This window comes from Enterobacter sp. Y17, assembly GCF_019730495.1.
Taxonomy (GTDB): Bacteria; Pseudomonadota; Gammaproteobacteria; order Enterobacterales; family Enterobacteriaceae; genus Enterobacter; species Enterobacter asburiae_B.
On record NZ_JAASKP010000009.1, the window covers coordinates 62270 to 86127 of the forward strand.

Below are 23858 nucleotides of genomic sequence, written 5' to 3' on the forward strand. Positions count from 1 at the left end.
AAGTTAAGCGATAATCATGTAACCGTTTAACCGATTACGACCATTATCAAGGAGCGAAAAATGGCTACGCACTTTGCAAGAGGGATACTTACGGAAGGACGTCTCGTATCGGCAAGAATTTCTTCAGCCTGTCACAGTGAAGCACTCACTCTCCCGGAACACCGCAGAACGCGGTTTTTAGCTTCCCGGGCGCTTCTCGCAGAACTGCTGTTTATGCTGTACGGTACCAGCGAGCTGCCGGACATCATTACCCAGCCCGAAGGTCGCCCGGTCTTTGCCGACCCGGATCTCCCTCGTTTTTCGATTGCCTACGCGGGCAATATCATTGGCGTCGCGCTGACCACCGAAGGGGATTGTGGGCTGGATATGGAACTTCAGCGCGCGACACGTAGCTTCCATGGCGGTAATGCGCATGAAGACTATCCGCTCTCCAGCAATGAGAAGCTGTGGGTACGCAACCAGAACGATCCTGTCGAAGCCCGAGCCCAGCTCATTACCTTGCGCCAGAGCATCCGCAAGCTCTGTGGATGCGCCTCAGACGACGCCAGCCTGCTGCAGCTGCTGCCAGGCTCCGGACGTCTGCGTGCCGCCCAGGCCACGCTGGTAGAGGCGCTCAGTGACGCAGAGGATGTGCTCATTTGGTCCATTGCGGTTACCCCCGCCATCGAACGCATGAAAATCTGGGAATTTGACAGCCAACAGGGATGGCGTAGCCTTCCTGATGTGCCCGAGCGTGCCAACGAGCCCGCCGCACGCCTGATGCGTTTAACCAGTTTACCGGCAGAAAAAGCATTCACCCTTAGCTGATCCAATCAGGGTCATCATGATGAAACAGGAGTAATCATGTCTGATACGTTGAAAGTAGTTACGTTACTGGGAAGCCTGCGCAAAGGTTCATTTAACGGGATGGTTGCCCGCACGCTGCCACAGCTGGCACCGGCAGGAATGGACATTAGCGCCCTGCCGTCTATTGGCGATATTCCGCTGTATGACGCTGACGTACAGCAGGAAGAGGGTTTTCCGCAGAGCGTTGAGGCGCTGGCAGAGCAGATCCGCCAGGCCGACGGCGTGGTCATCGTGACGCCAGAGTACAACTATTCGGTTCCGGGTGGCCTGAAGAATGCCATCGACTGGCTGTCCCGTTTACCTGAGCAGCCGCTGGCAGGCAAACCGGTGCTGATCCAGACCAGTTCAATGGGCGCGATTGGCGGCGCGCGCTGCCAGTATCATCTGCGCCAGATCCTGGTGTTCCTGGATGCGATGGTCATGAACAAGCCGGAATTTATGGGTGGTGTGATTCAGAACAAGGTCGACCCGCAAACGGGTGAAGTGGTGGATCAGAGCACGCGCGATCATCTGTCTGGCCAGCTGACGGCGTTTGGGGATTATATTAAGCGGGTGAAGGCGTAAGCTTATTGCGGCCTGATGCCCTCACCCTAACCCTCTCCCACAGGGAGAGGGAACTTTGCCCGTAGGTCAGGTAAGCGAAGCGCCACCTGACACCACCAGCATCTTAGTGTGCATCAATAAACACAATCTTCAGCACAAACAGCAGCGCCACAACGATGACGCACGGGCTGAGGTCGCGGAAGCGGCCGGTACCGATCTTCATTACGCAGTAAGAGATAAAGCCCAGCGCGATACCTTCGGTAATCGAGAAGCTGAACGGCATCATCACGGCGGTAATAAACGCCGGCACCGCTTCGGTTAAATCATCCCACTTCACGCGTGACAGGCTGGAGGTCATCAGCACACCCACATAGATCAGCGCGCCGGCTGCCGCATACGGAGGAACCATACCCGCCAGCGGAGAGAGGAAGATCACCAGCAGGAACAGAATACCCACAACCACCGCCGTCAGGCCGGTACGGCCGCCCACGGACACGCCGGAAGACGATTCAATGTACGCGGTAACGGACGAGGTTCCGATAAAAGCACCGGTCACAGAGGAGACGCTGTCCACAAACAGCGCTTGCTTCATGCGCGGGAATTTCCCTTTTTCATCCGCCAGGCCCGCTTTGTCGGTCACGCCAATCAGCGTGCCGGAGGAGTCAAACAGGTTGACCAGCATGAAGGAGAAAATCACGCCCGCCAGGCCCAGGTTCAGGGAACCCGCCAGATCGACGTGACCAATCACGGTAGAGACGCTCGGTGGCGCGGAGACGATACCGTTATAGTGAACATCGCCCAGCATCCAGCCCAGCAGGGTGGTGACAACGATGGACACCAGCACCGCCGCGTGAATATTACGGGAAGCCAGGATCGCGATGATAAAGAAGCCCAGCACGCCCAGCAGCACGTTATGAGAGGTCAGGTGACCGATGCTCACCAGCGTGTCCGGGTTCGCCACGATAACGCCGGCGTTTTTCAGCCCCATCATACCGATGAACAGACCGATACCGCTGGTGATGCCCACGCGCAGGCTCACGGGAATGTTCGCAATCATCCAGTAACGCACGCGGAAAATGGTCAGCAGCAGCAGGCCAACCGCGCCCCAGAAGATGGCGCCCATGCCAACCTGCCACGGCAGCCCCATCGCCTGAACCACCACGAACGCGAAGAACGCATTCAGGCCCATTGCCGGTGCCAGCGCAACAGGCAGGTTAGCGAACACACCCATCAGGATGCTGCCAAGAGCCGCGATCAGACAGGTTGTCACGAAGACGGCGCTGGTATCCATGCCAGCGACGCCCAGAATTTGAGGGTTCACAAAAACGATATAGACCATCGTCAGGAAGGTGGTGAAACCAGCGATCACTTCGGTGCGTGCCGTTGTGCCGTGCTCGCGCAGTTTAAAAACGCGCTCAAGCAGACCCTGACCAGATGTCTGGGTAGTGTGTTGTTGACTCATCATCAATTCCGAACAAGGAGGGAAAATTCGTCGCTATCCTATACCAAAATGCGACAATAGTGGCGGTTACGTGATACTTTTTTCATTGATTTTGCTTATACGGCAACGATTGCGTGCCGGCGAACTGCCGTACGTAAACGTTAAACTTGTTAAAAGGGAAAGGCATGTCCGGAATTGAAGCGGTATTTTTCGACTGCGACGGTACGCTGGTCGACAGTGAGGTCATTTGTTCCCGCGCGTATGTCACCATGTTCCAGGAATTTGGCATTACGCTGGAACTCGAAGAGGTGTTTAAACGCTTTAAGGGCGTAAAGCTCTACGAGATCATCGACATCATTAACGAAGAACACGGTGTGAATCTGGCGAAAGCCGATCTGGAACCGGTGTACCGCGCCGAGGTCGCACGCCTGTTCGACTCCGAGCTGGAGGTTATCTCCGGAGCTAACGCGTTGCTGGATGCGATGACGGTGCCAGTCTGCGTCGTCTCTAACGGCCCGGTCAGCAAAATGCAGCACTCGCTGGGCAAGCTTGAGATGTTGCACCATTTCCCGGAAAAACTGTTCAGCGGCTACGATATCCAGCGCTGGAAGCCAGACCCGGCGCTGATGTTCCATGCGGCAAAAGCGATGAACGTCAATGTAGAGAACTGCATTCTGGTGGATGACTCGTCTGCGGGCGCGCAGTCGGGGATTGATGCGGGGATGGAGGTGTTTTACTTCTGCGCCGACCCGCACAACAAGCCGATCGATCATCCCAATGTCACGACCTTTACCGATCTGGCGCAGCTGCCAGCGCTGTGGAAGGCGCGCGGGTGGGATATTACTCGCTGAGTTTTCCCCTCACCCCGACCCTCTCCCCTGGGGAGAGGGAGAAAACCGAATTGTCCCCTCTCCCTGTGGGAGAGGGTTAGGGTTAGGGTGAGGGTAAAATCACTCTTTCGGATCTTTACCCGCCAGCAGCTTGTCCAGCTCGTCGCCGCCCACGTGACGGAAGTCCTGACCTTTCACGAAGTAGAAGATGTATTCGCAAATGTTCTGGCAGCGGTCGCCGATACGCTCAATAGAGCGCGCGCAGAACAGGGCGGTCAGTACGCTTGGGATCGTACGTGAATCTTCCATCATGTAGGTCATCAGCTGACGCACGATGCCTTCATACTCCTGGTCGACCTTCTTGTCTTCACGGTAGATACGCACCGCTTCGTCCAGGTCCATACGCGCAAAAGCATCCAGCACGTCGTGCAGCATCTGCACGGTGTGGCGGCCCAGCGACTCCAGGCTCACCAGCAGCGGCTGGTGCTGCTGAGAAAACTTCTCCAGCGCGGTACGGCAGATTTTATCCGCAACGTCACCAATACGCTCCAGCTCGGCGATGGTTTTGATGATCGCCATCACCAGACGCAGGTCGCTCGCCGTCGGCTGACGTTTCGCGATAATGCGCACGCAGGCCTCGTCGATAGCGACTTCCATCATGTTGACGTTTTTATCGCCTTCAATGACGCGCTTCGCCAGCTCGCTGTCCTGGTTGTGCATTGCCGTAATCGCATCAGAAAGCTGCTGCTCGACCATGCCGCCCATGGTCATTACCTGGGTGCGAATGCTTTCCAGCTCTGCGTTGAACTGGCCGGAAATGTGTTTATTAAGATTGAGGTTGTCCATGGTTTCTCCACATGCACTAAGGCAAATCAACCGTAGCGGCCAGTAATATAATCTTCGGTTTGTTTCTTCGCGGGCCTGGTGAACAGCGCGTCCGTATCGCTGAACTCAATCAACTCGCCCAGGTACATAAACGCCGTGTGATCGGAACAACGTGCAGCCTGCTGCATGTTATGGGTCACGATAACCACGGTGTAATCCTGCTTCAGCTCGGTGATCAGCTCTTCAATACGGCCGGTTGAGATCGGGTCCAGCGCTGAACACGGCTCATCCAGCAGCAACACTTCCGGGCGAATAGCAATACCGCGCGCAATGCACAGACGCTGCTGCTGACCACCGGAGAGAGAGTAACCGCTCTGGTGTAACTTATCTTTGGTTTCGTTCCATAATGCGGCCTTGGTCAAAGCCCACTGCACGCGCTCGTCCATATCGGCACGGGAGAGTTTTTCAAACAGACGCACGCCAAACGCGATGTTGTCATAAATCGACATCGGGAAAGGCGTTGGTTTCTGGAACACCATCCCCACTTTGGCGCGCAGCAGGGCGATATCCTGAGCCTGGGTCAGAATGTTTTCACCGTCCAGGATGATTTCACCCTCAGCGCGCTGCTCCGGATAGAGCGAATACATTTTGTTAAAGGTGCGCAGCAGCGTGGATTTCCCACAGCCGGACGGACCGATAAATGCCGTGACCTGGTTCTTCGCGATATCCAGGTTGATGTTCTTCAGGGCATGGAATTTGCCGTAGTAGAAGTTCAAATCACGAACCTGAATCTTACCCGGGGCAGTATCAACCATACTCATTGACTCATTTCCTCATTCGGCGCCGCGAGCTGCCGCGCCGTAAAAAATTAACCGTGTTTCTTCTTCGCGAAAATGACGCGCGCCAGAATGTTCAGCAACAGTACGCAAAGGGTAATGATCAGCACCCCGGCCCAGGCCAGCTGCTGCCATTCCGCGAATGGGCTCATCGCAAATTTAAAGATCGTCACCGGCAGGTTGGCGATCGGCTGCATCATGTCCGTGCTCCAGAACTGGTTGGAGAGAGACGTAAACAGCAGCGGCGCCGTTTCACCCGCGATACGCGCAACCGCCAGCAGGATACCGGTCATGATCCCGGAAACAGACGCCTTCAGCGTAATTGCAGAGATCATCTTCCATTTCGGCGTACCCAGCGCATAGGCCGCTTCGCGCAGGCTGTCCGGCACCAGTTTCAGCATGTTCTCGGTGGTACGAATAACAATCGGCACCTGCAGCAGCGCCAGGGCAATCACACCCGCCCAGCCGGAGAAGTGTTCCATCTGCGCCACCACCACGGTGTAAACAAACAGACCCACAACGATAGAAGGTGCAGACAGCAGAATGTCGTTGATGAAGCGAATGACTTCGGCCAGCCAGGATTTACGCCCGTATTCTGCCAGGTAGATGCCCGCCATGATGCCCAGCGGCGTGCCGAAGACCGTCGCCCAGAGGATCAGCAAGCCGCTGCCCGCCAGAGCATTCGCCAGGCCACCACCCGCCGTGTTCGGCGGCGGCGTCATTTCGGTGAAAAGCGACAGTGACATCCCGTCAATCCCGCGAACGACCGTCGAGAAGAGGATCCAGACCAGCCAGAACAGGCCGAACGCCATTGTCGCCATAGAGAGCGACAGGGCAATACGGTTTTTCATGCGGCGTCTGGCCTGCATTTTGCGGCGGGATTCCGCCAGTTCAGCGGTAGCTTGCATTTCGAGAGTTGCCATTAGCGTGCCCCCTCATTTTTAGCGAGGCGCATAATCATCAGCTTGGAAATCGCCAGAACAATGAAGGTGATAACGAACAGAATCAGACCCAGCTCCATCAGCGCCGCCACGTGCAGCCCGGATTCCGCTTCCGCAAATTCATTCGCCAGCGCCGAGGTAATACTGTTACCCGGCATGTAGAGCGACGCGCTGTCGAGCTGGTAGGTGTTACCGATGATAAAGGTGACCGCCATGGTTTCACCCAGTGCACGACCTAAGCCCAGCATCACGCCCCCGATCACCCCATTTTTGGTGAACGGAAGGACAATGCGCCAGATAACTTCCCAGGTGGTGCAGCCGATACCGTAGGCCGACTCTTTCATCATCACCGGCGTTTGTTCGAAGACATCGCGCATAACCGCCGCAATGTAAGGAATAATCATGATGGCGAGGATCACACCTGCCGCCAGAATGCCGATACCGAAAGCCGGGCCAGAGAAAAGGGCCCCCACAAACGGAATGGCGGAAAGCACGTTACCGACCGGTTCCTGGAAATACGTGGCGAACAGCGGAGCAAAGATGAACAAGCCCCACATGCCGTAAACGATACTTGGAATGGCCGCCAGCAGTTCGATGGCAATACCCAGCGGGCGTCGCAGCCAGCCCGGCGCCAGCTCCGTCAGGAACAGGGCAATACCAAAGCTCACCGGAACCGCAATCAGCAGGGCGATGAACGAGGTCACCAGCGTGCCGTAAATCGGTACCAGGGCACCGTAGATATCGTTCGGCGCGTCCCACTCTTTGGTCCACAGGAAGGAAAAACCGAATTTCTGGATGCTCGGCCATGAGGAGAAAATCAGAGACACGATAATGCCGCCCAGCAGCAATAGCACAATCAGCGCAGCCAGTTTCACCAGCGCGCTGAAAATCATGTCACCTTTTTTACCCGGAGGGTTAAATGCAGGCTTGGTTGCAGCCATAAATTACTCTTCTGTTTGAGACGTTTTTACGAATATGCCCGGTGGCGCTGACGCTTACCGGGCCTACAGCTTAAACCGTAGGGCGGGTAAGCATAGCGCCACCCGCCATCTTCGTTAAATATATCCTGTTAGTACAGCGCTTTACCGCTGCTGTCTTTCACGTTGGTTTTCCATGCAGCGCGAATCTGCTCAACCACGTTGTCCGGCAGGGTGGCGTAATCCAGGGCGTTAGCCTGTTTGCCGCCGTTTTTGTACGCCCAGTCGAAGAACTTCAGCACTTCGGCGCCCTGCTCAGGTTTTTTCTGCTCTTTGTGAACCAGGATGAAGGTGGTAGAGGTGATTGGCCATGCACCTTCGCCTTTCTGGTTAGTCAGATCCTGCGCGAAGGATTTGCTCCAGTCAGCGCCTTTCGCCGCGTTAGCAAAGTTCTCTTCGGTCGGGCTAACCGGTTTGCCGTCGGCTGAAACCAGTTTGGTGTAGGACAGGTTGTTCTGCTTAGCGTACGCATACTCTACGTAACCAATTGAGCCAGGCAGACGCTGTACGAACGCGGCGATACCGTCGTTACCCTTACCGCCCAGACCGGTTGGCCAGTTAACGGTAGAGCCGGAGCCGACTTTAGATTTCCACTCTTCGTTCACTTTTGCCAGGTAGCTGGTGAACACGAAAGAGGTACCGGAACCATCCGCGCGGCGAACCACGGCGATGTTCTGAGAAGGCAGCTTCAGGCCTGGGTTGAGTTTAGCGATCGCTTCGTCATCCCATTTTTTGATTTTGCCCAGGTAGATGTCACCCAGCGTTTTGCCGTCCAGCACCAGCTCACCCGACTTCACGCCCGGCAGGTTGATAGCCAGAACCACACCACCGATCACGGTAGGGAACTGGAACAGGCCTTCCTGAGCCAGCTTGTCATCAGACAGCGGAGCGTCTGATGCGCCGAAATCAACAGTGTTCGCGGTAATTTGTTTAACGCCACCGGAGGAGCCGATACCCTGATAGTTAACCTTGTTACCGGTTTCTTTCTGGTAGGTATCCGCCCATTTGGCATACACCGGCGCAGGGAAGGTTGCACCAGCGCCAGTCAGGCTTGCTTCTGCAAATACAGAGAACGCGCTCAGAGATAAGGTCGCGGCGACAACAGTTGCGACAGTGGTACGCATAACTTTCATAATGTCTCCTGCAAGATTTTCGTAAATCGTTGTTTAGTGGCTACGATGAGCAAAATAGGACAAACAGGTGACAGATAAATGTACGAATTATGACAGTTTTATGACAACGAAAATTTCACTTAAAAACAAGCAAAAGAAAGCTTATTTTTCATCGCGTTAGCCGCTTTTATGACAAGGCGTTTTCAGAAATATTTTCTTTATGTGACACTGAAAAAAGTAGCTGAAGATGACAAATTGTCATTATTAAAAACGAGAAAGGATTGATTAAAAACAAGCCGGGCAGGATAAAAAAGCTCCACCCGAAGGTGGAGCCTGAAGGGATTATTCTACGGTAACCGATTTCGCCAGGTTACGCGGCTGGTCAACGTCGGTACCTTTGATTAGCGCAACGTGATAGGCCAGCAGCTGCAGCGGAACGGTGTAGAAGATTGGTGCAATCACCTCTTCCACATGCGGCATCTCGATGATATGCATGTTGTCGTTGCTGACAAAACCGGCATCTTTGTCGGCGAAGACGTACAGAACACCGCCGCGGGCGCGCACTTCTTCGATGTTAGACTTCAGTTTTTCCAGCAGTTCGTTGTTTGGTGCCACAACGATGACCGGCATATCCGCGTCAATCAGCGCCAGCGGGCCGTGCTTCAGCTCGCCAGCCGCATAGGCTTCAGCGTGAATGTAGGAGATCTCTTTCAGCTTCAGCGCGCCTTCCAGCGCAATCGGATACTGATCGCCACGACCCAGGAACAGGGCGTGATGTTTGTCAGAGAAATCTTCCGCCAGCGCTTCAATGCGTTTGTCCTGAGACAGCATCTGCTCAATACGGCTCGGCAGCGCCTGCAGGCCGTGAACGATGTCGTGCTCAACGGACGCATCTTCACCTTTCAGACGCGCAAGCTTCGCCACCAGCATCAGCAGAACGGTCAGCTGAGTGGTAAACGCTTTGGTGGAGGCCACACCGATTTCTGTGCCCGCTTTGGTCATCAGCGCCAGATCGGACTCACGCACCAGCGATGAGCCAGGAACGTTACAGATAGCCAGCGAGCCCAGGTAACCCAGCTCTTTAGACAGACGCAGCGCTGCCAGCGTATCCGCCGTTTCGCCGGACTGGGAAAGGGTGATCATCAGGCTGTTACGACGCACCGCGGATTTGCGATAGCGGAATTCAGACGCGATTTCCACATCGCACGGCACGCCCGCCAGGGATTCAAACCAGTAGCGAGAAACCATACCGGAGTTGTAGGAGGTGCCGCAGGCCACGATCTGAATATGCTCGACCTTGCCGAGCAGTTCGTTCGCGTTTGCTCCCAGCTCGCTCAGATCCACTTCACCGTGGCTGATACGCCCGGTCAGCGTGTTTTTGATGGCGTTTGGCTGCTCGTAAATCTCTTTCTGCATGTAGTGACGGTAAGCGCCTTTGTCGCCCGCGTCGTACTGCAGATTCGATTCGATCTCCTGACGTTTCACCTGCTCGCCTTTGGTATCGAAGACGGTCACGCTGCGACGGGTCACTTCCGCGATATCACCCTCTTCGAGGAAGATAAAGCGACGGGTGACCGGCAGGAGCGCCAGCTGGTCAGAAGCGATGAAGTTTTCGCCCATTCCCAGACCGATAACCATCGGGCTACCGGAACGCGCGGCCAGCAATGTGGACGGATCGCGGGAATCCATGATCACCGTACCGTACGCACCGCGCAGCTGAGGGATAGCACGCAGCACCGCATCACGCAGTGTACCGCCCTGCTCCAGCTCCCAGTGCACCAGGTGAGCAATCACTTCGGTGTCAGTTTCAGAGACGAAGGTGTAGCCGCGCGCTTTCAGTTCTTCGCGCAGCGGTTCGTGGTTTTCGATAATGCCGTTGTGCACGACCACGATGTGTTCAGACACATGCGGGTGCGCGTTACCTTCAGACGGTTCGCCGTGCGTCGCCCAGCGGGTGTGCGCAATACCGGTACCACCGTGCAGCGGATGTTCTTCCGCGGCCTGGGCCAGCATCTGCACTTTACCGAGACGACGCAGACGGGTCATATGACCTTCTGCATCGACGACAGCCAGACCGGCAGAGTCGTAACCACGGTATTCCAGACGACGTAAACCTTCGAGAAGGATTTCAGCAATATCACGCTGCGCAACTGCGCCAACAATTCCACACATAATTTTAGATTCCGAATTTAGGCATTATGCCTGCGTTGTCGCTGACCTGTATTTACCCTTTCCGGGCACCCCGAGCCTTGTAGAGAGTGGGGTTATTTTTATGGGTACTGCTTGTGGGGGGAGATATATATTTACCCCCTCTCCCGGGTTTGCCTGATGACGGCTACGCCTTATCAGGCCTACTCAATCGTAGGGCGGGTAAGCGTAGCGCCACCCGCCTTGTTGTTACTTTTTCTTAACCGGGCGTTTCCAGCCCTGCTTGCTGACCTGCGGCACGCGGCTTAACACCAGCTCGTTCTCGGCCACATCGCGCGTAACGGTTGTTCCGGCGGCGATAGTCACTCCGTTACCCACGGTAACAGGCGCCACCAGCTGCGTATCGGAGCCAACGAACACGTCGTCACCGATGATGGTTTTAAACTTATTCGCACCGTCATAGTTACAGGTAATAGTCCCTGCACCAATATTCACGTTATTGCCAATTTCCGCGTCGCCCAGATAGGTCAGATGACCGGCTTTCGAGCCTTTACCCAGACGCGCTTTTTTCATTTCCACGAAGTTACCCACGTGAGCGCCTTCCAGCAGCTCAGCGCCCGGGCGCAGACGCGCAAACGGGCCGATGGTACAGGCCGCATCCAGACGAGCATCTTCTACCACGCTGTACGGGCTGATTTCGCAATCGTCGCCGATGACGCTGTTTTTAATCACGCAGCCGGCGCCAATTTTAACGCGATTGCCCAGCGTGACGTGACCTTCGAGGATAACGTTCGTATCAATTTCAACGTCACGACCGTGAGATAACGAACCACGCAGATCGAAACGCGCCGGATCGCGCAGCATCACGCCCGCCAGCAGCAGTTTTTCGGCCTGCTCGGACTGATAAACGCGCTCCAGGCGGGAAAGCTGAAGACGGTTATTCACCCCTTCGGTTTCGCTGATGCGCGCCGGATGAACCGCCGCAATCTCACGTCCTTCCTGGTACGCCATCGCAATGATGTCGGTGATGTAGAATTCACCCTGCGCGTTGTTGTTGTTGAGCTGAGACAGCCAGCGCTTCATGTCCGCGCCATTGGCAATCAGAATACCGGTGTTGATCTCCTGAATCTGGCGCTGTTCGTCGCTGGCATCTTTATGCTCAACAATACCCGTGACGTTGCCGTTTTCACGGGTGATGCGGCCATAACCGCTTGGATCGTCCAGCACGACGGTCAACAAACCGATACCGCCCTGCGGTTTGGCTTCACGAAGGCGAGTCAGGGTTTCAACGGAGATCAGCGGGACATCGCCGTAGAGCATCAAAATGTCTTCGTCATCCGCAAAGAAAGGCGCAGCCTGCTGCATCGCATGGCCTGTGCCCAGCTGTTCGGCCTGAAGCACCCAGTTGAGCTTGTCATCGCTCAGCGTCTTTTTAAGCAGATCGCCGCCGTGGCCGTAGACCAGGTGGACCTGACCGGCACCCAGTTCGTTCGCTGCATCGATGACATGCTGCACCATTGGCTTTCCTGCAAGCGTGTGGAGCACCTTAGGCAGATCGGAATACATGCGGGTCCCTTTGCCAGCGGCAAGGATCACCACGCTCATCGCACTGTTTGACATACGCATCCTGACGGTAGTTTGAGTGTGAAGTAAAAACGTTTGATGCTTAAAATTCTACATCTTTTTCATCATGAATTAAGGCCGAAAAAAAAAGCCAGCCTGGTATCCAGACTGGCTTTTGTGCTTTTCAAGCCGGTGTTACATCGCTTTTTTGGTCAACTCGATAACGCGCAGTTTCGCGATCGCTTTGGCCAGCTCCGCAGACGCCTGAGCGTAATCCACGTCACCATGAGAGCTGCTAATGTGCTCTTCAGCCTTACGCTTCGATTCCAGGGCTCGCGCTTCGTCGAGATCCTGTCCACGGATAGCGGTATCGGCCAGAACGGTCACACTGCCAGGCTGCACTTCAAGAATGCCGCCGGAGAGATAGATAAACTCTTCGTGACCGAACTGTTTAACGATGCGGATCATACCAGGCTTAATGGCGGTGAGCAGCGGTGCGTGACCCGGGAAAATACCCAGTTCACCTTCACTACCCGTTACCTGGATTTTCTCGACCAGACCAGAGAACATTTGTTGCTCTGCGCTGACGACGTCCAGGTGGTAAGTCATTGCCATATCACCCTCCGATTAAGGCGTTAAAGTTTTTTGGCTTTTTCCACGGCTTCGTCGATGGAACCAACCATGTAGAACGCCTGCTCCGGCAGGTGATCGTATTCGCCTTCCATGATGCCTTTAAAGCCACGGATGGTGTCTTTCAGGGAAACGTATTTACCCGGAGAACCGGTGAATACTTCCGCAACGAAGAACGGCTGGGACAGGAAGCGCTGGATCTTACGCGCACGTGCTACCACCAGTTTGTCTTCTTCAGACAGTTCATCCATACCCAGGATGGCGATGATGTCTTTCAGTTCCTGGTAACGCTGCAGCAGGGACTGTACGCCACGCGCGGTGTCGTAGTGTTCCTGACCAACAACCAGTGGATCCAGCTGACGGCTGGTGGAGTCCAGCGGGTCAACGGCCGGGTAGATACCCAGAGACGCGATCTGACGGCTCAGTACCACGGTTGCATCTAAGTGCGCAAAGGTGGTTGCTGGAGATGGGTCAGTCAAGTCATCCGCAGGTACGTATACCGCCTGAACGGAGGTGATAGAACCGGTTTTGGTAGAGGTGATACGTTCCTGAAGAACACCCATCTCTTCCGCCAGCGTAGGCTGATAACCTACCGCTGAAGGCATACGACCCAGCAGTGCAGATACTTCCGTACCGGCCAGGGTGTAACGGTAGATGTTATCAACGAACAGCAGAACGTCACGGCCTTCATCACGGAACTTCTCAGCCATCGTCAGACCGGTCAGCGCAACGCGCAAACGGTTTCCAGGTGGCTCGTTCATCTGGCCGTAAACCAGGGATACTTTGTCCAGAACGTTGGAGTCGGTCATTTCGTGGTAGAAATCGTTACCCTCACGAGTACGTTCACCTACGCCCGCAAACACGGAGTAACCGGAGTGCTCGATCGCGATGTTACGGATCAGCTCCATCATGTTTACGGTTTTACCAACACCCGCACCACCGAACAGACCGACTTTACCGCCCTTCGCGAACGGACACATCAGGTCGATAACTTTGATACCGGTTTCCAGCAGTTCCTGAGAGCTGGACAGCTCTTCGTAGGAAGGTGCCGCGCGGTGGATAGCCCAACGCTCTTCTTCACCGATGTCGCCTTTCATGTCGATTGGCTGACCCAATACGTTCATGATACGACCCAGTGTTGCTTTACCTACCGGGACTTCGATCGGGTGCTCAAGGTCTTTTACTTCCAGACCACGACGCAGACCGTCGGAAGAACCCATAGCGATGGTACGCACGATACCGCCGCCGAGCTGCTGCTGAACTTCCAGCACCAGGCTCTCGTTACCATTCTGTACCTCAAGCGCGTCGTACACGCGTGGTACGGCGTCCTGAGGGAACTCGACGTCCACCACGGCGCCGATTACCTGGACAATCTTTCCAGTAGCCATCTTGAATCCTCTACGTAATTCGTAAACCTGGTTAAACCGCGGCGGCCCCCGAGACGATCTCGGTGAGTTCCTGAGTAATGCTGGCCTGACGAGCTTTGTTGTAAACCAACTGCAGCTCTTTAATCAGGCTGCCGCCATTATCGGTCGCGGCTTTCATCGCCACCATTCGTGCGGCCTGCTCGCTGGCCAGGTTTTCTACAACGCCCTGATAAACCTGAGATTCAACGTAACGACGCAGCAGGGTATCCAGCAGCGGTTTCGGATCGGGTTCATACAGGTAATCCCAGGCTTTTTGCTTCAGCTCGTCATCTTCTGATGCCGGTAACGGCAGCATCTGAGTGAGCGTTGGAACCTGAGACATGGTGTTAATGAATTTGTTGCTGACAACGTACAGTCTGTCCAGACGGCCTTCATCATAGGCCTGCAACATCACTTTAACCGGGCCGATCAGTTCGGACAGGGACGGGTTATCACCCATACCGGTCACCTGAGCGACAATGTTGCCACCAACGGAGTTAAAGAAAGAGACGCCTTTAGAGCCGATCATTGCGATATCGCACTGAACGCCTTTTTCAGACCATGCTTTCATATCCGCCAGCAGTTTTTTGAACAGGTTAATGTTCAAGCCGCCACACAGACCACGGTCGGTCGACACCACCAGGTAGCCCACGCGCTTAACGTCGCGTTCTTCCAGGTAAGGGTGCTTATATTCCAGATTACCGTTTGCAAGGTGACCAATCACTTTGCGCATGGTTTCTGCATAAGGACGGCTGGCCGCCATGCGATCCTGCGATTTACGCATTTTGGAAGCGGCGACCATCTCCATCGCTTTAGTGATCTTTTGCGTGTTCTGGACGCTTGCGATCTTACTACGTATCTCTTTTGCGCCGGCCATGAGCTTCTCCTCAATGCCAGGCGGCTTGTCCTGAGACAAGCCGCCGGACGATTACCAGGATTGGGTTGCTTTGAAGGAATCGAGGATAGCTTTCAGCTTGCCTTCGATTTCGTCGTTATAGCCACCGGTCTGGTTGATCTCTTGCATCAGCGGAGCGTGATCACGGTCGACGTAAGCCAGCAGAGCGGCTTCGAAGCTACCGATTTTCGCCAGTTCCACATCTTCGAGGTAACCGCGTTCAGCCGCGAACAGTACCAAGCCCTGCTGAGCAACAGACATTGGTGCGTACTGTTTCTGCTTCAGCAGCTCAGTCACTTTCTGACCGTGGCTCAGCTGTTTACGGGTTGCTTCGTCCAGATCGGATGCGAACTGAGAGAACGCAGCCAGTTCACGATACTGTGCCAGCGCGGTACGGATACCACCGGACAGTTTCTTGATGATCTTGGTCTGAGCAGCACCACCAACACGGGATACGGAGATACCCGGGTTAACCGCCGGACGAATACCGGAGTTAAACAGGTTGGTTTCCAGGAAGATCTGACCATCGGTAATGGAGATTACGTTGGTCGGAACGAACGCAGAAACGTCGCCCGCCTGGGTTTCAATGATCGGCAGAGCGGTCAGAGAGCCCGTTTTACCCTTCACTTCACCTTTGGTGAAGTTCTCGACGTATTCCGCGTTAACGCGGGAAGCACGCTCCAGCAGACGAGAGTGGAGGTAGAATACGTCGCCAGGGAACGCTTCACGTCCAGGTGGACGACGGAGCAGCAGGGAAACCTGACGATAAGCAACAGCCTGTTTAGACAGGTCATCGTATACGATCAGCGCATCTTCACCGCGGTCACGGAAGTATTCGCCCATTGCGCAACCGGCGTATGGCGCCAGGTATTGCAGTGCAGCGGATTCAGACGCGGTTGCTACCACAACGATGGTGTTAGACAGTGCACCGTGCTCTTCCAGTTTACGAACCACGTTGGAAATGGTGGACGCTTTCTGGCCGATGGCCACGTACACGCATTTGATACCGGAGTCACGCTGGTTGATGATGGCGTCGATAGCCATCGCGGTTTTACCGGTCTGACGGTCACCGATGATCAGTTCACGCTGACCACGACCGATTGGGATCATGGCATCAACGGACTTATAACCTGTCTGAACAGGCTGATCTACGGACTGACGGTCGATAACGCCTGGTGCGATAACTTCGATTGGGGAGAAGCCATCGTGCTCAACCGGACCTTTACCGTCGATTGGCGCACCCAGGGTGTTAACAACGCGACCCAGCAGGCCACGGCCAACCGGCACTTCCAGAATACGGCCAGTACACTTAACCTTCATGCCTTCGGCGAGGTCAGCGTATGGACCCATCACAACTGCACCTACGGAGTCGCGCTCCAGGTTCAGTGCGATAGCGTAACGGTTACCCGGCAGGGAAATCATCTCACCCTGCATACAATCGGCCAGGCCGTGGATGCGGATAACACCGTCACTTACAGAAACAATAGTACCTTCGTTGTGAGCTTCACTCACAACACTGAACTGAGCAATGCGCTGCTTGATCAGTTCGCTGATTTCGGTGGAATTCAGTTGCATGCTCCAGTCCCCTTAAGACTGCAAGACGTCTGCAAGGCGTTCAAGACGGCCGCGTACGCTGCCATCAATGACCATATCACCCGAACGGATGATTACGCCTGCCATTACAGACTTATCGATTTTGCAATTCAGCTTAACTTTGCGTGACAGACGTTTTTCCATCGCGGCGGTGATTTTCGCAAGCTGTTCATTACTCAGTTCAGTCGCAGAAGTCACTTCGACTTCAGCGGTTGCTTCACTAAGGGCACGTAAGTGCTCAAACTGCTCGAGAACATCCGGGAGCACACGGAGACGACCATTTTCTGCCATCACCTTAATCAGGTTCTGGCCGTTGGCATCCAGTTGCTCTCCGCACACGGCGATAAACGACGCGGCGAGAGTTTCAGGTGCTAACGCACCGGAAAGCAACTCAGCCATTTGTTCGTTTTTCGTCACCTCAGCGGCAAACGCCAGCATATCCTGCCAGCGATCGACATTTTGGTGTTCGACAGCAAAGTCAAAAGCTGCTTTGGCGTAGGGGCGAGCTACCGTAACAAATTCAGACATCAGCCCCTCCCTCCTTACAGTTCAGCGACAAGTTTGTCCACGATGTCGCTGTTAGCAGCTTCATCCACGGAACGTTCGATGATCTTCTCGGCGCCAGCAACAGCCAGAATCGCAACCTGCTTACGCAGTTCTTCACGAGCACGTTTACGCTCAGCATCAATTTCTGCCTGAGCCTGTGTCACGATCTTAGTACGTTCCTGTTCTGCTTCAGCTTTGGCTTCGTCCAGGATCTGAGAACGGCGTTTGTTAGCCTGTTCAATGATTACCTGAGCTTCAGCTTTCGCTTTTTTCAGCTGGTCTGTCGCGTTGGCCTGTGCAAGGTCCAAATCTTTCTTAGCGCGTTCTGCGGAAGCCAGACCGTCAGCAATTTCTTTCTGACGTTTTTCGATGGCAGCCATTAAAGGCGGCCATACATACTTCATGCAGAACCAGACAAAGAGAATAAACGCGATGGCCTGGCCGAGGATTGTTGCGTTCATGTTCACAGCACAATACCTCTTTAATTTCTGTGGCTTAGGGTTTTAAAACTACTACTACGCGACAGCAAACATCACGTACAGACCCAGACCTACAGCGATCATTGGGATAGCATCCACCAGACCCATAACGATAAAGAACTGAGTACGCAGCAGAGGAATCAGATCAGGTTGACGCGCTGCGCCTTCCAGGAATTTGCCCCCGAGGATGCCGATACCGATCGCAGCACCGATAGCCGCCAGACCCATCATCACAGCGGCAGCCATGTACAGCAGATCCATATTCAGGTTTTCCATGACAGTCTCCAGTTTGTTTCAATTAAAACGTAGTAGTGTTGGTAAAAAATCAGTGCTCTTCAGACGCCATCGACAGATAGACGATCGTCAGAACCATGAAGATAAAGGCTTGCAGCGTTATGATCAGGATGTGGAAAATGGCCCATGGCACATTCAGAATCCACTGTGACCACCACGGCAGAAGACCCGCGATCAGAATGAAAATCAGCTCACCCGCATACATGTTGCCGAACAGTCGCAGACCCAGTGAAACAGGTTTGGACAGCAGGCTAACGCCTTCCAGGATCAGGTTGACCGGAATAAACGCCCAGTGGTTGAACGGCTGCAAGGTAAGCTCTTTCACAAAGCCGCTTACGCCTTTCATTTTGATGCTGTAGAAAAGAATCAGGATAAATACGCCCAGCGCCATCGACAGGGTGATGTTCACGTCCGCAGACGGTACAACACGCAGCGCAGGCAGGCCGAAGATGTGCTCACCGATGAACGGCAGCAGATCGATTGGCAGCAGGTCCATCAGGTTCATCAGGAAGACCCAAACGAACACGGTCAGGGCCAGCGGAGCAATCAGCTTGCTCTTGCCATGGTACATGTCTTTGACGCTGCCATGGACGAAGCCGATGATCATTTCGATGAAAGTCTGGAATTTCCCTGGTACACCGCTGGTCGCTCGTTTAGCAACACCGCGGAACATGGCCAGGAACAGAAGACCCAAAACCACCGAGAAGAACATGGAGTCGATGTTGATCGTCCAGAAGGTGGCCGGGGGGTTATGTGGATCCACCAGCGAGAATGTACGCAGGTCCAGCTGAAGGTTATTCAGATGGTGACCTATGTAATCCTGCGGCGTCATATTTTCTGAAGCCATGATGCCTTTTACCCTTTGTTATTGATTACAGCTGGAGCCAGAACTTGTACCACCAGCACCAAAACCCACGTTGCTATCAGCGGCATGAAGACCACTTTCAAAACCGCCAGCGCCATCACCAGTAGAGCAAAGGTCAGCAACACCTTACACACTTCGCCGAGGGCGAAGGACCAGGCCACGCGGCCTTTGGCAGGTGTATGCGCCTGATGACGCCAGGCAAAAATCATAAACAACACGTTTGGCAGCACAACCGCCAAACCCCCGCACACGGCGGAGATGCCCCAGAAGGGGTCTTTGAGGCTAAACAGCAGTCCACTTGCTATCACAGCCAGAAACTGAATGAACAGAAGCTTACGAGCAACGTTTCTACTCAAGAGCGACACAGACATCACGTTTTTACTCCTGCTCCCTTCGAGGTATGCCGCGTGTCGTATAAAACGTCCTTTAAGGCTCAGAGTCAAGCATCAAAAAGCGGTCAAATTATACGGTGCGCACCCGTGATTTCAAACATTAAGTAGCGAAAAGGTGAATAAATGTTTAAATATTTTTCCCCACCGCTATTTTTTAACTTTCGCTGAAAGCGTCAACCTTCGACCAAAACTGCAAACAGCGCGAAAACGTTGGCGATAAAGCGTGCACGAGATCACAAAACACACATTTGCGATAAGGTTGTATTTATCAAAGGCGCAAATCGCGCAAATTTATCTTTATGAAATTAAACGCAAAATACCGTAACTATTTTCAAAACAGCCCAGTACACAATAAAAACGTTTTATTGACATTCTTAATAAATAATTAACATTGCGTTCTGGTTACTGCCTTCCACTTTTAGCAGACTTATATTTTCACAGATGACTATCTTCGCGGTGAATAAAAGTCGCCAGGTTAACCATAAGAAAAACCTTAGTGAAAAAGAGGTTAAAAGCCCGACGGTAAATCCTCTGTCTTTGTGCTGTTTTTTAACATGCTAAGAACAGCACAAATTCCACATTTTTTATTAATTTTTTAAAAATTGTTTGGCTTAATTATCACCAGATGACGCTCCCCATCGAGCTGAGGAATGTGTAATTTCTCGATGGATTCAACAGCAAAACCGTCCGGGAGCTGTTCAATTTCATCGCCTGGCAACTGCCCTTTCAGCGCATAAAAGCGGCCATTCTCTGCAGGCAAGTGCTTACACCAGCTCACCATGTCATTGAGTGAAGCAAACGCGCGGCTGATAACCCCGTCAAACGGCGGCTCTGCCGGGAACTCCTCTACCCTGCTCTGCACGGGCGTGATGTTCTCAAGCTTCAGCTCATGCTGTACCTGACGTAAAAAGCGCACGCGCTTGCCGAGGCTGTCCAGTAGCGTGAAGTGGCTCTCAGGGCGAACAATCGACAGCGGAACGCCCGGTAAACCTGGTCCCGTCCCCACGTCGATGAAACGCTCACCTTTCAGCCACGGGGCAACCACGATGCTATCGAGAATATGGCGTACCAGCATCTCGTTGGGGTCACGTACTGAAGTCAGGTTGTACGCTTTGTTCCATTTGTTCAGCATATCGACATAGGCCACCAGCTGATTTTTCTGGTGATCGGTGAGCGAAATACCTGCCTGATCCAGCAGACGAGAGAGTTTGTTGAGCACGGTGAATACCTGTTGGAAAACTTAGATGGCGGGTGGCGCTTCGCTTACCCGCCCTACGGGTTCATCAGGCCCGGTAAGCGCAGCGCCACCGGGCAATGTTCTGGGCATTACGCGCTGCGGCGCAGCATGCCCTGCTTTTTCAGCCAGACCAGCAGAATGGAAATCGCCGCAGGCGTGACGCCGGAGATACGGGATGCCTGGCCGATCGATACCGGTTTGTGATCGTTCAGCTTGGCGATCACTTCGTTGGAAAGGCCCGTCACCTGGCGGTAGTCCAGCATTTCCGGCAGCAGCGTGTTTTCGTTACGCTGCTGTTTTTCGATCTCATCCTGCTGACGCGCGATGTAACCTTCGTACTTCACCTGGATCTCAACCTGCTCTGCCGCTTCAGCGTCTTCCAGGCCCGGCGCAAACGCGGTCAGTTTGACCAGGTTCTCGTAGGTGACTTCAGGACGGCGCAGCAGATCTTCCCCGCTGGCTTCGCGCGACAGCGGCGCTGTTAAGTGAGCGTTTACTTCGGCAGCGGTTTCCGCCTGCGGATTCACCCAGGTGGTTTTCAGGCGCTGGCGTTCCTGTTCAATGCGCTCCAGCTTTTCGTTGAAGCGCGCCCAGCGCTCGTCATCGACCAGACCCAGCTCGCGGCCCATTTCGGTCAGACGCAGGTCGGCGTTATCTTCACGCAGCATCAGGCGATATTCCGCGCGAGAGGTAAACATACGGTACGGCTCTTTGGTACCCAGCGTGCAGAGATCGTCAACCAGCACGCCCAGATACGCCTGAGAACGGCCTGGTGCCCAGCCCTCTTTCTCAGCAGAGAAGCGTGCGGCGTTCAGACCGGCAAGCAGGCCCTGTGCAGCCGCTTCTTCGTAGCCGGTAGTGCCGTTAATCTGCCCCGCGAAGAACAGACCGTGGATGAATTTGCTTTCCAGGGTTGGCTTCAGGTCGCGTGGATCGAAGAAATCGTACTCAATAGCGTAGCCGGGACGAACGATTTTCGCATTCTCCATCCCCTGCATTGAGCGAACAATTTGCATCTGCACATCGAACGGCAGGCTGGTGGAGATGCCGTTCGGGTAAATTTCGTTTGAGGTCAGCCCTTCCGGCTCCAGGAAGATCTGGTGCTGGTTACGATCGGCAAAGCGCATCACTTTGTCTTCGATCGACGGACAGTAGCGTGGGCCGATCCCTTCGATCACGCCGGCATACATGGGGCTGCGATCGAGGTTATTGCGGATCACGTCATGGGTTTTCTCGTTGGTATGCGTGATATAGCACGGTACCTGCTGAGGATGCTGTGCCGCATTGCCCATGAACGAGAAAACCGGCATGGGGTTATCACCGTGCTGTTGTGCCAGCACGCTGAAATCAATGGTGCGCGCATCAATACGCGGCGGCGTGCCGGTTTTCAGGCGGCTGACGCGCAGCGGCAGTTCACGCAGACGGCGAGACAGTGGAATAGACGGGGGATCGCCGGCACGGCCACCGCTGTAGTTATCCAGACCGATATGAATTTTACCGTCCAGGAAGGTGCCCACGGTCAGCACCACGGCTTTCGCACGGAATTTGAGACCCATCTGGGTCACGGCGCCCACGACGCGATCGTTCTCAACGATAAGATCTTCAACCGCCTGCTGGAAGATCATCAGGTTCGGCTGGTTCTCCAGGGCGGTACGCACAGCCTGACGGTAAAGCACGCGGTCTGCCTGGGCACGGGTCGCACGCACAGCGGGACCTTTACTCGCGTTTAGTATCCTAAACTGGATGCCAGCATGATCGATCGCTTTCGCCATCAGGCCGCCAAGTGCATCCACTTCTTTTACCAGGTGTCCTTTCCCAATGCCGCCAATCGCCGGATTACAGGACATTTGTCCCAGCGTGTCGATATTGTGTGTCAAAAGCAGGGTCTGCTGACCCATACGCGCTGCGGCCATTGCGGCCTCAGTGCCTGCATGACCCCCGCCAATGATGATGACGTCAAAAGGATCCTGATAAAACATGGTGGTCTGCCTCGCGTAAAGCGGTATGAAAATGGATTGAAGCCCGGGCCGTGGATTCTACTCAACTTTAGTCTTTCGAGAAAGCATTGGGATCCTGGGCTATTAAAAAGAAGATCTTTTTATTTAGAGATCTGTTCTATTGTGATCTCTTATTAGGATCGTGAACCTGTGTGGATAAGTCCGATCTCACAAAGAAGATCATGCAGTTAGAAAGGATCGTTTGCTGTGAATGATCGGTGATCCTGGGCAGTATAAGCTGGGATCAGATCGCGATTTTATGCACAGGTCAAAAACAACACAACAGTTGTTCTTTGGATAACTACGGGTTAATACGAGCTTTTAACCAGAGTTATCCACATCTGTTCGCGCGATCTTTACTCGTTTTTGAGTAAATTTTTCCATTCCGCGAGCCAGATCTCGGCTGGATCCTCCGGAATGTCATGATCGAGGATGTTGATCTTGAGCGTTTCACCCAGCTGTTTTGCTCCACAAGAGGTAACAGCGGCTTCAACTTTCTCTATTGCCCCGCAAAAGGTGTCATATTCACGACTGCCGATCCCCACCGCGCCAAAACGGACGTTTGACAGGTCGGGCTGCTGTTCCAGCAGTTCGTCATATAAAGGTTGCAGGTTATCCGGCAGATCGCCCGCGCCGTGCGTGGAGGTGATCAGCAGCCAGACCCCGTCAGTCGGGAGATCTTCAAGCAACGGACCGTGCAGGGTTTCTGTAGAAAAGCCCGCATCTTCCAGCTTTTCAGCCAGGTGTTCCGCTACGTATTCCGCACCACCAAGGGTGCTGCCGCTGATAAGGGTAATGTCCGCCATTGATCGCTCGCCCAGATAAAGAGACGGCCATTGTACGCTGTGAACGAGCTGGGATCTACCTGTGGAAAATGTGGGAATGAATTTGCCCGATCACGGGCGGATGGTACGCATGATCGGGTTTTGCAGGGAGATCAGCGTCTCGGTGGACTGAATTTCATCGATTGTTTGGATCTTGTTGATAAGTACTTGCTGGAGGGCGTCGATGGATCGGCACATGACTTTAATAAAGATGCTGTAATGCCCGGTGGTGTAATACGCCTCGGTGACTTCATCCAGCGCGTTCAGCTTCGCCAGAGCGGAAGGGTAGTCTTTGGCGCTTTTAAGAATGATGCCGATGAAGCAGCAGACGTCGTAACCGAGATGTTTAGGACTGACGTCAATGCGTGCGCCGGTAATGATCCCCGCCTGCTTCATCTTCTCTACGCGGACGTGAATGGTTCCCGGGCTGACGCCAAACTGTTTCGCCAGCTCGGCGTAGGCGGTACGGGCATTGGCCATTAACGCCTCCAGAATGCCGCGGTCGAGATTGTCGATCTGATAATTTTCCATAGCTTTTTCTTATGAAGATTAATGAATCACTCTATTCTAGCGTTTAAATTTATCGAATCAAAAGTGAAGGTGGCTTTTTGTTGATGAGTTATTGAATATGATGCCAT

The 23858-nt window shown here is 54.0% G+C and carries 24 protein-coding genes; 3 read left to right on the forward strand and 21 right to left on the reverse strand.

Annotated features, from left to right (window positions below; all coding sequences use genetic code 11):
• Positions 1-60: 60 nt before the first annotated feature.
• Positions 61-807, forward strand: coding sequence for a 4'-phosphopantetheinyl transferase family protein (locus HCH49_RS21350; protein ID WP_045888257.1), 747 nt, complete (start codon positions 61-63; stop codon positions 805-807).
• A 36-nt stretch (positions 808-843) separates the two neighbouring features.
• Positions 844-1410, forward strand: coding sequence for an NADPH-dependent FMN reductase (locus tag HCH49_RS21355; RefSeq protein WP_049015527.1), 567 nt, complete (start codon positions 844-846; stop codon positions 1408-1410).
• 103 nt (positions 1411-1513) lie between these two features.
• Here HCH49_RS21355 and adeP read toward each other — a convergent pair whose 3' ends face one another.
• On the reverse strand, positions 1514-2851 hold the full coding sequence (gene adeP, locus HCH49_RS21360) for an adenine permease AdeP (RefSeq protein WP_147429993.1): 1338 nt from the start codon (positions 2849-2851) through the stop codon (positions 1514-1516).
• 164 nt (positions 2852-3015) lie between these two features.
• Here adeP and yieH point away from each other — a divergent pair, with 164 nt between their 5' ends.
• Positions 3016-3681 (forward strand): 6-phosphogluconate phosphatase, encoded by a 666-nt coding sequence (gene yieH / locus HCH49_RS21365; RefSeq protein WP_211438807.1) that lies wholly within the window; start codon positions 3016-3018, stop codon positions 3679-3681.
• A gap of 99 nt (positions 3682-3780) precedes the next feature.
• On the opposite strand, the gene phoU is transcribed toward yieH, so the two are convergent.
• From phoU to asnC, 20 genes are all read right to left on the reverse strand, one after another.
• Positions 3781-4506 carry a phosphate signaling complex protein PhoU gene (phoU, locus tag HCH49_RS21370; protein ID WP_008500182.1) on the reverse strand — a complete coding sequence of 242 codons (726 nt, stop codon included), beginning with the start codon at positions 4504-4506 and terminating at the stop codon, positions 3781-3783.
• A 26-nt stretch (positions 4507-4532) separates the two neighbouring features.
• Positions 4533-5306, reverse strand: a complete 774-nt coding sequence (gene pstB, locus HCH49_RS21375) for a phosphate ABC transporter ATP-binding protein PstB (RefSeq protein ID WP_010426574.1) — start codon at positions 5304-5306, stop codon at positions 4533-4535.
• Between the two features lie 47 nt (positions 5307-5353).
• Positions 5354-6244 carry a phosphate ABC transporter permease PstA gene (gene pstA / locus HCH49_RS21380; protein ID WP_023309794.1) on the reverse strand — a complete coding sequence of 297 codons (891 nt, stop codon included), beginning with the start codon at positions 6242-6244 and terminating at the stop codon, positions 5354-5356.
• On the reverse strand, positions 6244-7203 hold the full coding sequence (gene pstC / locus HCH49_RS21385; RefSeq protein WP_023309793.1) for a phosphate ABC transporter permease PstC: 960 nt from the start codon (positions 7201-7203) through the stop codon (positions 6244-6246). Before pstC ends, pstA begins: the two co-directional genes overlap by 1 nt.
• Before the next feature lie 128 nt (positions 7204-7331).
• The gene (gene pstS / locus HCH49_RS21390; protein ID WP_008500186.1) at positions 7332-8372 is read right to left on the reverse strand and encodes a phosphate ABC transporter substrate-binding protein PstS; all 1041 of its coding nucleotides are present in this window, start codon (positions 8370-8372) and stop codon (positions 7332-7334) included.
• A gap of 321 nt (positions 8373-8693) precedes the next feature.
• A complete protein-coding gene (gene glmS / locus HCH49_RS21395) occupies positions 8694-10523 on the reverse strand; it encodes a glutamine--fructose-6-phosphate transaminase (isomerizing) (RefSeq protein WP_023309792.1) in 1830 nt (609 codons plus the stop codon).
• A 225-nt stretch (positions 10524-10748) separates the two neighbouring features.
• Positions 10749-12119 (reverse strand): bifunctional UDP-N-acetylglucosamine diphosphorylase/glucosamine-1-phosphate N-acetyltransferase GlmU, encoded by a 1371-nt coding sequence (gene glmU, locus HCH49_RS21400; protein ID WP_048976513.1) that lies wholly within the window; start codon positions 12117-12119, stop codon positions 10749-10751.
• 138 nt (positions 12120-12257) lie between these two features.
• Complete coding sequence (locus tag HCH49_RS21405; RefSeq protein WP_006177560.1) at positions 12258-12677, reverse strand: F0F1 ATP synthase subunit epsilon; 420 nt, start codon at positions 12675-12677, stop codon at positions 12258-12260.
• A 20-nt stretch (positions 12678-12697) separates the two neighbouring features.
• Positions 12698-14080, reverse strand: coding sequence for a F0F1 ATP synthase subunit beta (atpD, locus tag HCH49_RS21410; protein WP_006177559.1), 1383 nt, complete (start codon positions 14078-14080; stop codon positions 12698-12700).
• Between the two features lie 31 nt (positions 14081-14111).
• Entirely contained in the window at positions 14112-14975 is an 864-nt protein-coding gene (gene atpG, locus HCH49_RS21415) for a F0F1 ATP synthase subunit gamma (RefSeq protein WP_008500191.1), read from the reverse strand.
• 51 nt (positions 14976-15026) lie between these two features.
• Positions 15027-16568, reverse strand: coding sequence for a F0F1 ATP synthase subunit alpha (gene atpA / locus HCH49_RS21420; RefSeq protein WP_006808751.1), 1542 nt, complete (start codon positions 16566-16568; stop codon positions 15027-15029).
• Between the two features lie 12 nt (positions 16569-16580).
• Positions 16581-17114, reverse strand: a complete 534-nt coding sequence (gene atpH / locus HCH49_RS21425; RefSeq protein ID WP_023309790.1) for a F0F1 ATP synthase subunit delta — start codon at positions 17112-17114, stop codon at positions 16581-16583.
• A gap of 14 nt (positions 17115-17128) precedes the next feature.
• Complete coding sequence (atpF, locus tag HCH49_RS21430) at positions 17129-17599, reverse strand: F0F1 ATP synthase subunit B (RefSeq protein ID WP_014072436.1); 471 nt, start codon at positions 17597-17599, stop codon at positions 17129-17131.
• A gap of 48 nt (positions 17600-17647) precedes the next feature.
• Positions 17648-17887, reverse strand: a complete 240-nt coding sequence (atpE, locus tag HCH49_RS21435) for a F0F1 ATP synthase subunit C (protein ID WP_000429386.1) — start codon at positions 17885-17887, stop codon at positions 17648-17650.
• A gap of 49 nt (positions 17888-17936) precedes the next feature.
• Positions 17937-18752 (reverse strand): F0F1 ATP synthase subunit A, encoded by an 816-nt coding sequence (gene atpB / locus HCH49_RS21440; protein ID WP_023309789.1) that lies wholly within the window; start codon positions 18750-18752, stop codon positions 17937-17939.
• 8 nt (positions 18753-18760) lie between these two features.
• Positions 18761-19141, reverse strand: a complete 381-nt coding sequence (gene atpI / locus HCH49_RS21445; RefSeq protein ID WP_008500194.1) for a F0F1 ATP synthase subunit I — start codon at positions 19139-19141, stop codon at positions 18761-18763.
• 616 nt (positions 19142-19757) lie between these two features.
• Entirely contained in the window at positions 19758-20381 is a 624-nt protein-coding gene (rsmG, locus tag HCH49_RS21450) for a 16S rRNA (guanine(527)-N(7))-methyltransferase RsmG (protein WP_023309787.1), read from the reverse strand.
• A 107-nt stretch (positions 20382-20488) separates the two neighbouring features.
• The gene (gene mnmG, locus HCH49_RS21455) at positions 20489-22378 is read right to left on the reverse strand and encodes a tRNA uridine-5-carboxymethylaminomethyl(34) synthesis enzyme MnmG (protein WP_014072433.1); all 1890 of its coding nucleotides are present in this window, start codon (positions 22376-22378) and stop codon (positions 20489-20491) included.
• A 374-nt stretch (positions 22379-22752) separates the two neighbouring features.
• On the reverse strand, positions 22753-23202 hold the full coding sequence (gene mioC / locus HCH49_RS21460; RefSeq protein WP_069303442.1) for an FMN-binding protein MioC: 450 nt from the start codon (positions 23200-23202) through the stop codon (positions 22753-22755).
• Positions 23203-23292: 90 nt separating this feature from the next.
• On the reverse strand, positions 23293-23751 hold the full coding sequence (gene asnC, locus HCH49_RS21465) for a transcriptional regulator AsnC (protein WP_023333916.1): 459 nt from the start codon (positions 23749-23751) through the stop codon (positions 23293-23295).
• Between the last annotated feature and the right edge of the window lie 107 nt (positions 23752-23858).

Bases quoted from the DNA above. Each gene is read 5' to 3' on its own strand.
- HCH49_RS21405 (WP_006177560.1), bottom strand. From the start codon at position 12,677: ATGGCAATGACTTACCACCTGGACGTCGTCAGCGCAGAGCAACAAATG.
- atpI (WP_008500194.1), bottom strand. From the start codon at position 19,141: ATGTCTGTGTCGCTCTTGAGTAGAAACGTTGCTCGTAAGCTTCTGTTC.
- pstA (WP_023309794.1), bottom strand. From the start codon at position 6,244: ATGGCAACTCTCGAAATGCAAGCTACCGCTGAACTGGCGGAATCCCGC.
- mnmG (WP_014072433.1), bottom strand. From the start codon at position 22,378: ATGTTTTATCAGGATCCTTTTGACGTCATCATCATTGGCGGGGGTCAT.
- phoU (WP_008500182.1), bottom strand. From the start codon at position 4,506: ATGGACAACCTCAATCTTAATAAACACATTTCCGGCCAGTTCAACGCA.
- atpB (WP_023309789.1), bottom strand. From the start codon at position 18,752: ATGGCTTCAGAAAATATGACGCCGCAGGATTACATAGGTCACCATCTG.
- adeP (WP_147429993.1), bottom strand. From the start codon at position 2,851: ATGAGTCAACAACACACTACCCAGACATCTGGTCAGGGTCTGCTTGAG.
- atpH (WP_023309790.1), bottom strand. From the start codon at position 17,114: ATGTCTGAATTTGTTACGGTAGCTCGCCCCTACGCCAAAGCAGCTTTT.
- HCH49_RS21355 (WP_049015527.1), top strand. From the start codon at position 844: ATGTCTGATACGTTGAAAGTAGTTACGTTACTGGGAAGCCTGCGCAAA.
- atpA (WP_006808751.1), bottom strand. From the start codon at position 16,568: ATGCAACTGAATTCCACCGAAATCAGCGAACTGATCAAGCAGCGCATT.
- asnC (WP_023333916.1), bottom strand. From the start codon at position 23,751: ATGGAAAATTATCAGATCGACAATCTCGACCGCGGCATTCTGGAGGCG.
- pstC (WP_023309793.1), bottom strand. From the start codon at position 7,203: ATGGCTGCAACCAAGCCTGCATTTAACCCTCCGGGTAAAAAAGGTGAC.
- pstB (WP_010426574.1), bottom strand. From the start codon at position 5,306: ATGAGTATGGTTGATACTGCCCCGGGTAAGATTCAGGTTCGTGATTTG.
- pstS (WP_008500186.1), bottom strand. From the start codon at position 8,372: ATGAAAGTTATGCGTACCACTGTCGCAACTGTTGTCGCCGCGACCTTA.
- atpG (WP_008500191.1), bottom strand. From the start codon at position 14,975: ATGGCCGGCGCAAAAGAGATACGTAGTAAGATCGCAAGCGTCCAGAAC.
- yieH (WP_211438807.1), top strand. From the start codon at position 3,016: ATGTCCGGAATTGAAGCGGTATTTTTCGACTGCGACGGTACGCTGGTC.
- atpE (WP_000429386.1), bottom strand. From the start codon at position 17,887: ATGGAAAACCTGAATATGGATCTGCTGTACATGGCTGCCGCTGTGATG.
- atpD (WP_006177559.1), bottom strand. From the start codon at position 14,080: ATGGCTACTGGAAAGATTGTCCAGGTAATCGGCGCCGTGGTGGACGTC.
- glmS (WP_023309792.1), bottom strand. From the start codon at position 10,523: ATGTGTGGAATTGTTGGCGCAGTTGCGCAGCGTGATATTGCTGAAATC.
- glmU (WP_048976513.1), bottom strand. From the start codon at position 12,119: ATGTCAAACAGTGCGATGAGCGTGGTGATCCTTGCCGCTGGCAAAGGG.
- HCH49_RS21350 (WP_045888257.1), top strand. From the start codon at position 61: ATGGCTACGCACTTTGCAAGAGGGATACTTACGGAAGGACGTCTCGTA.
- mioC (WP_069303442.1), bottom strand. From the start codon at position 23,202: ATGGCGGACATTACCCTTATCAGCGGCAGCACCCTTGGTGGTGCGGAA.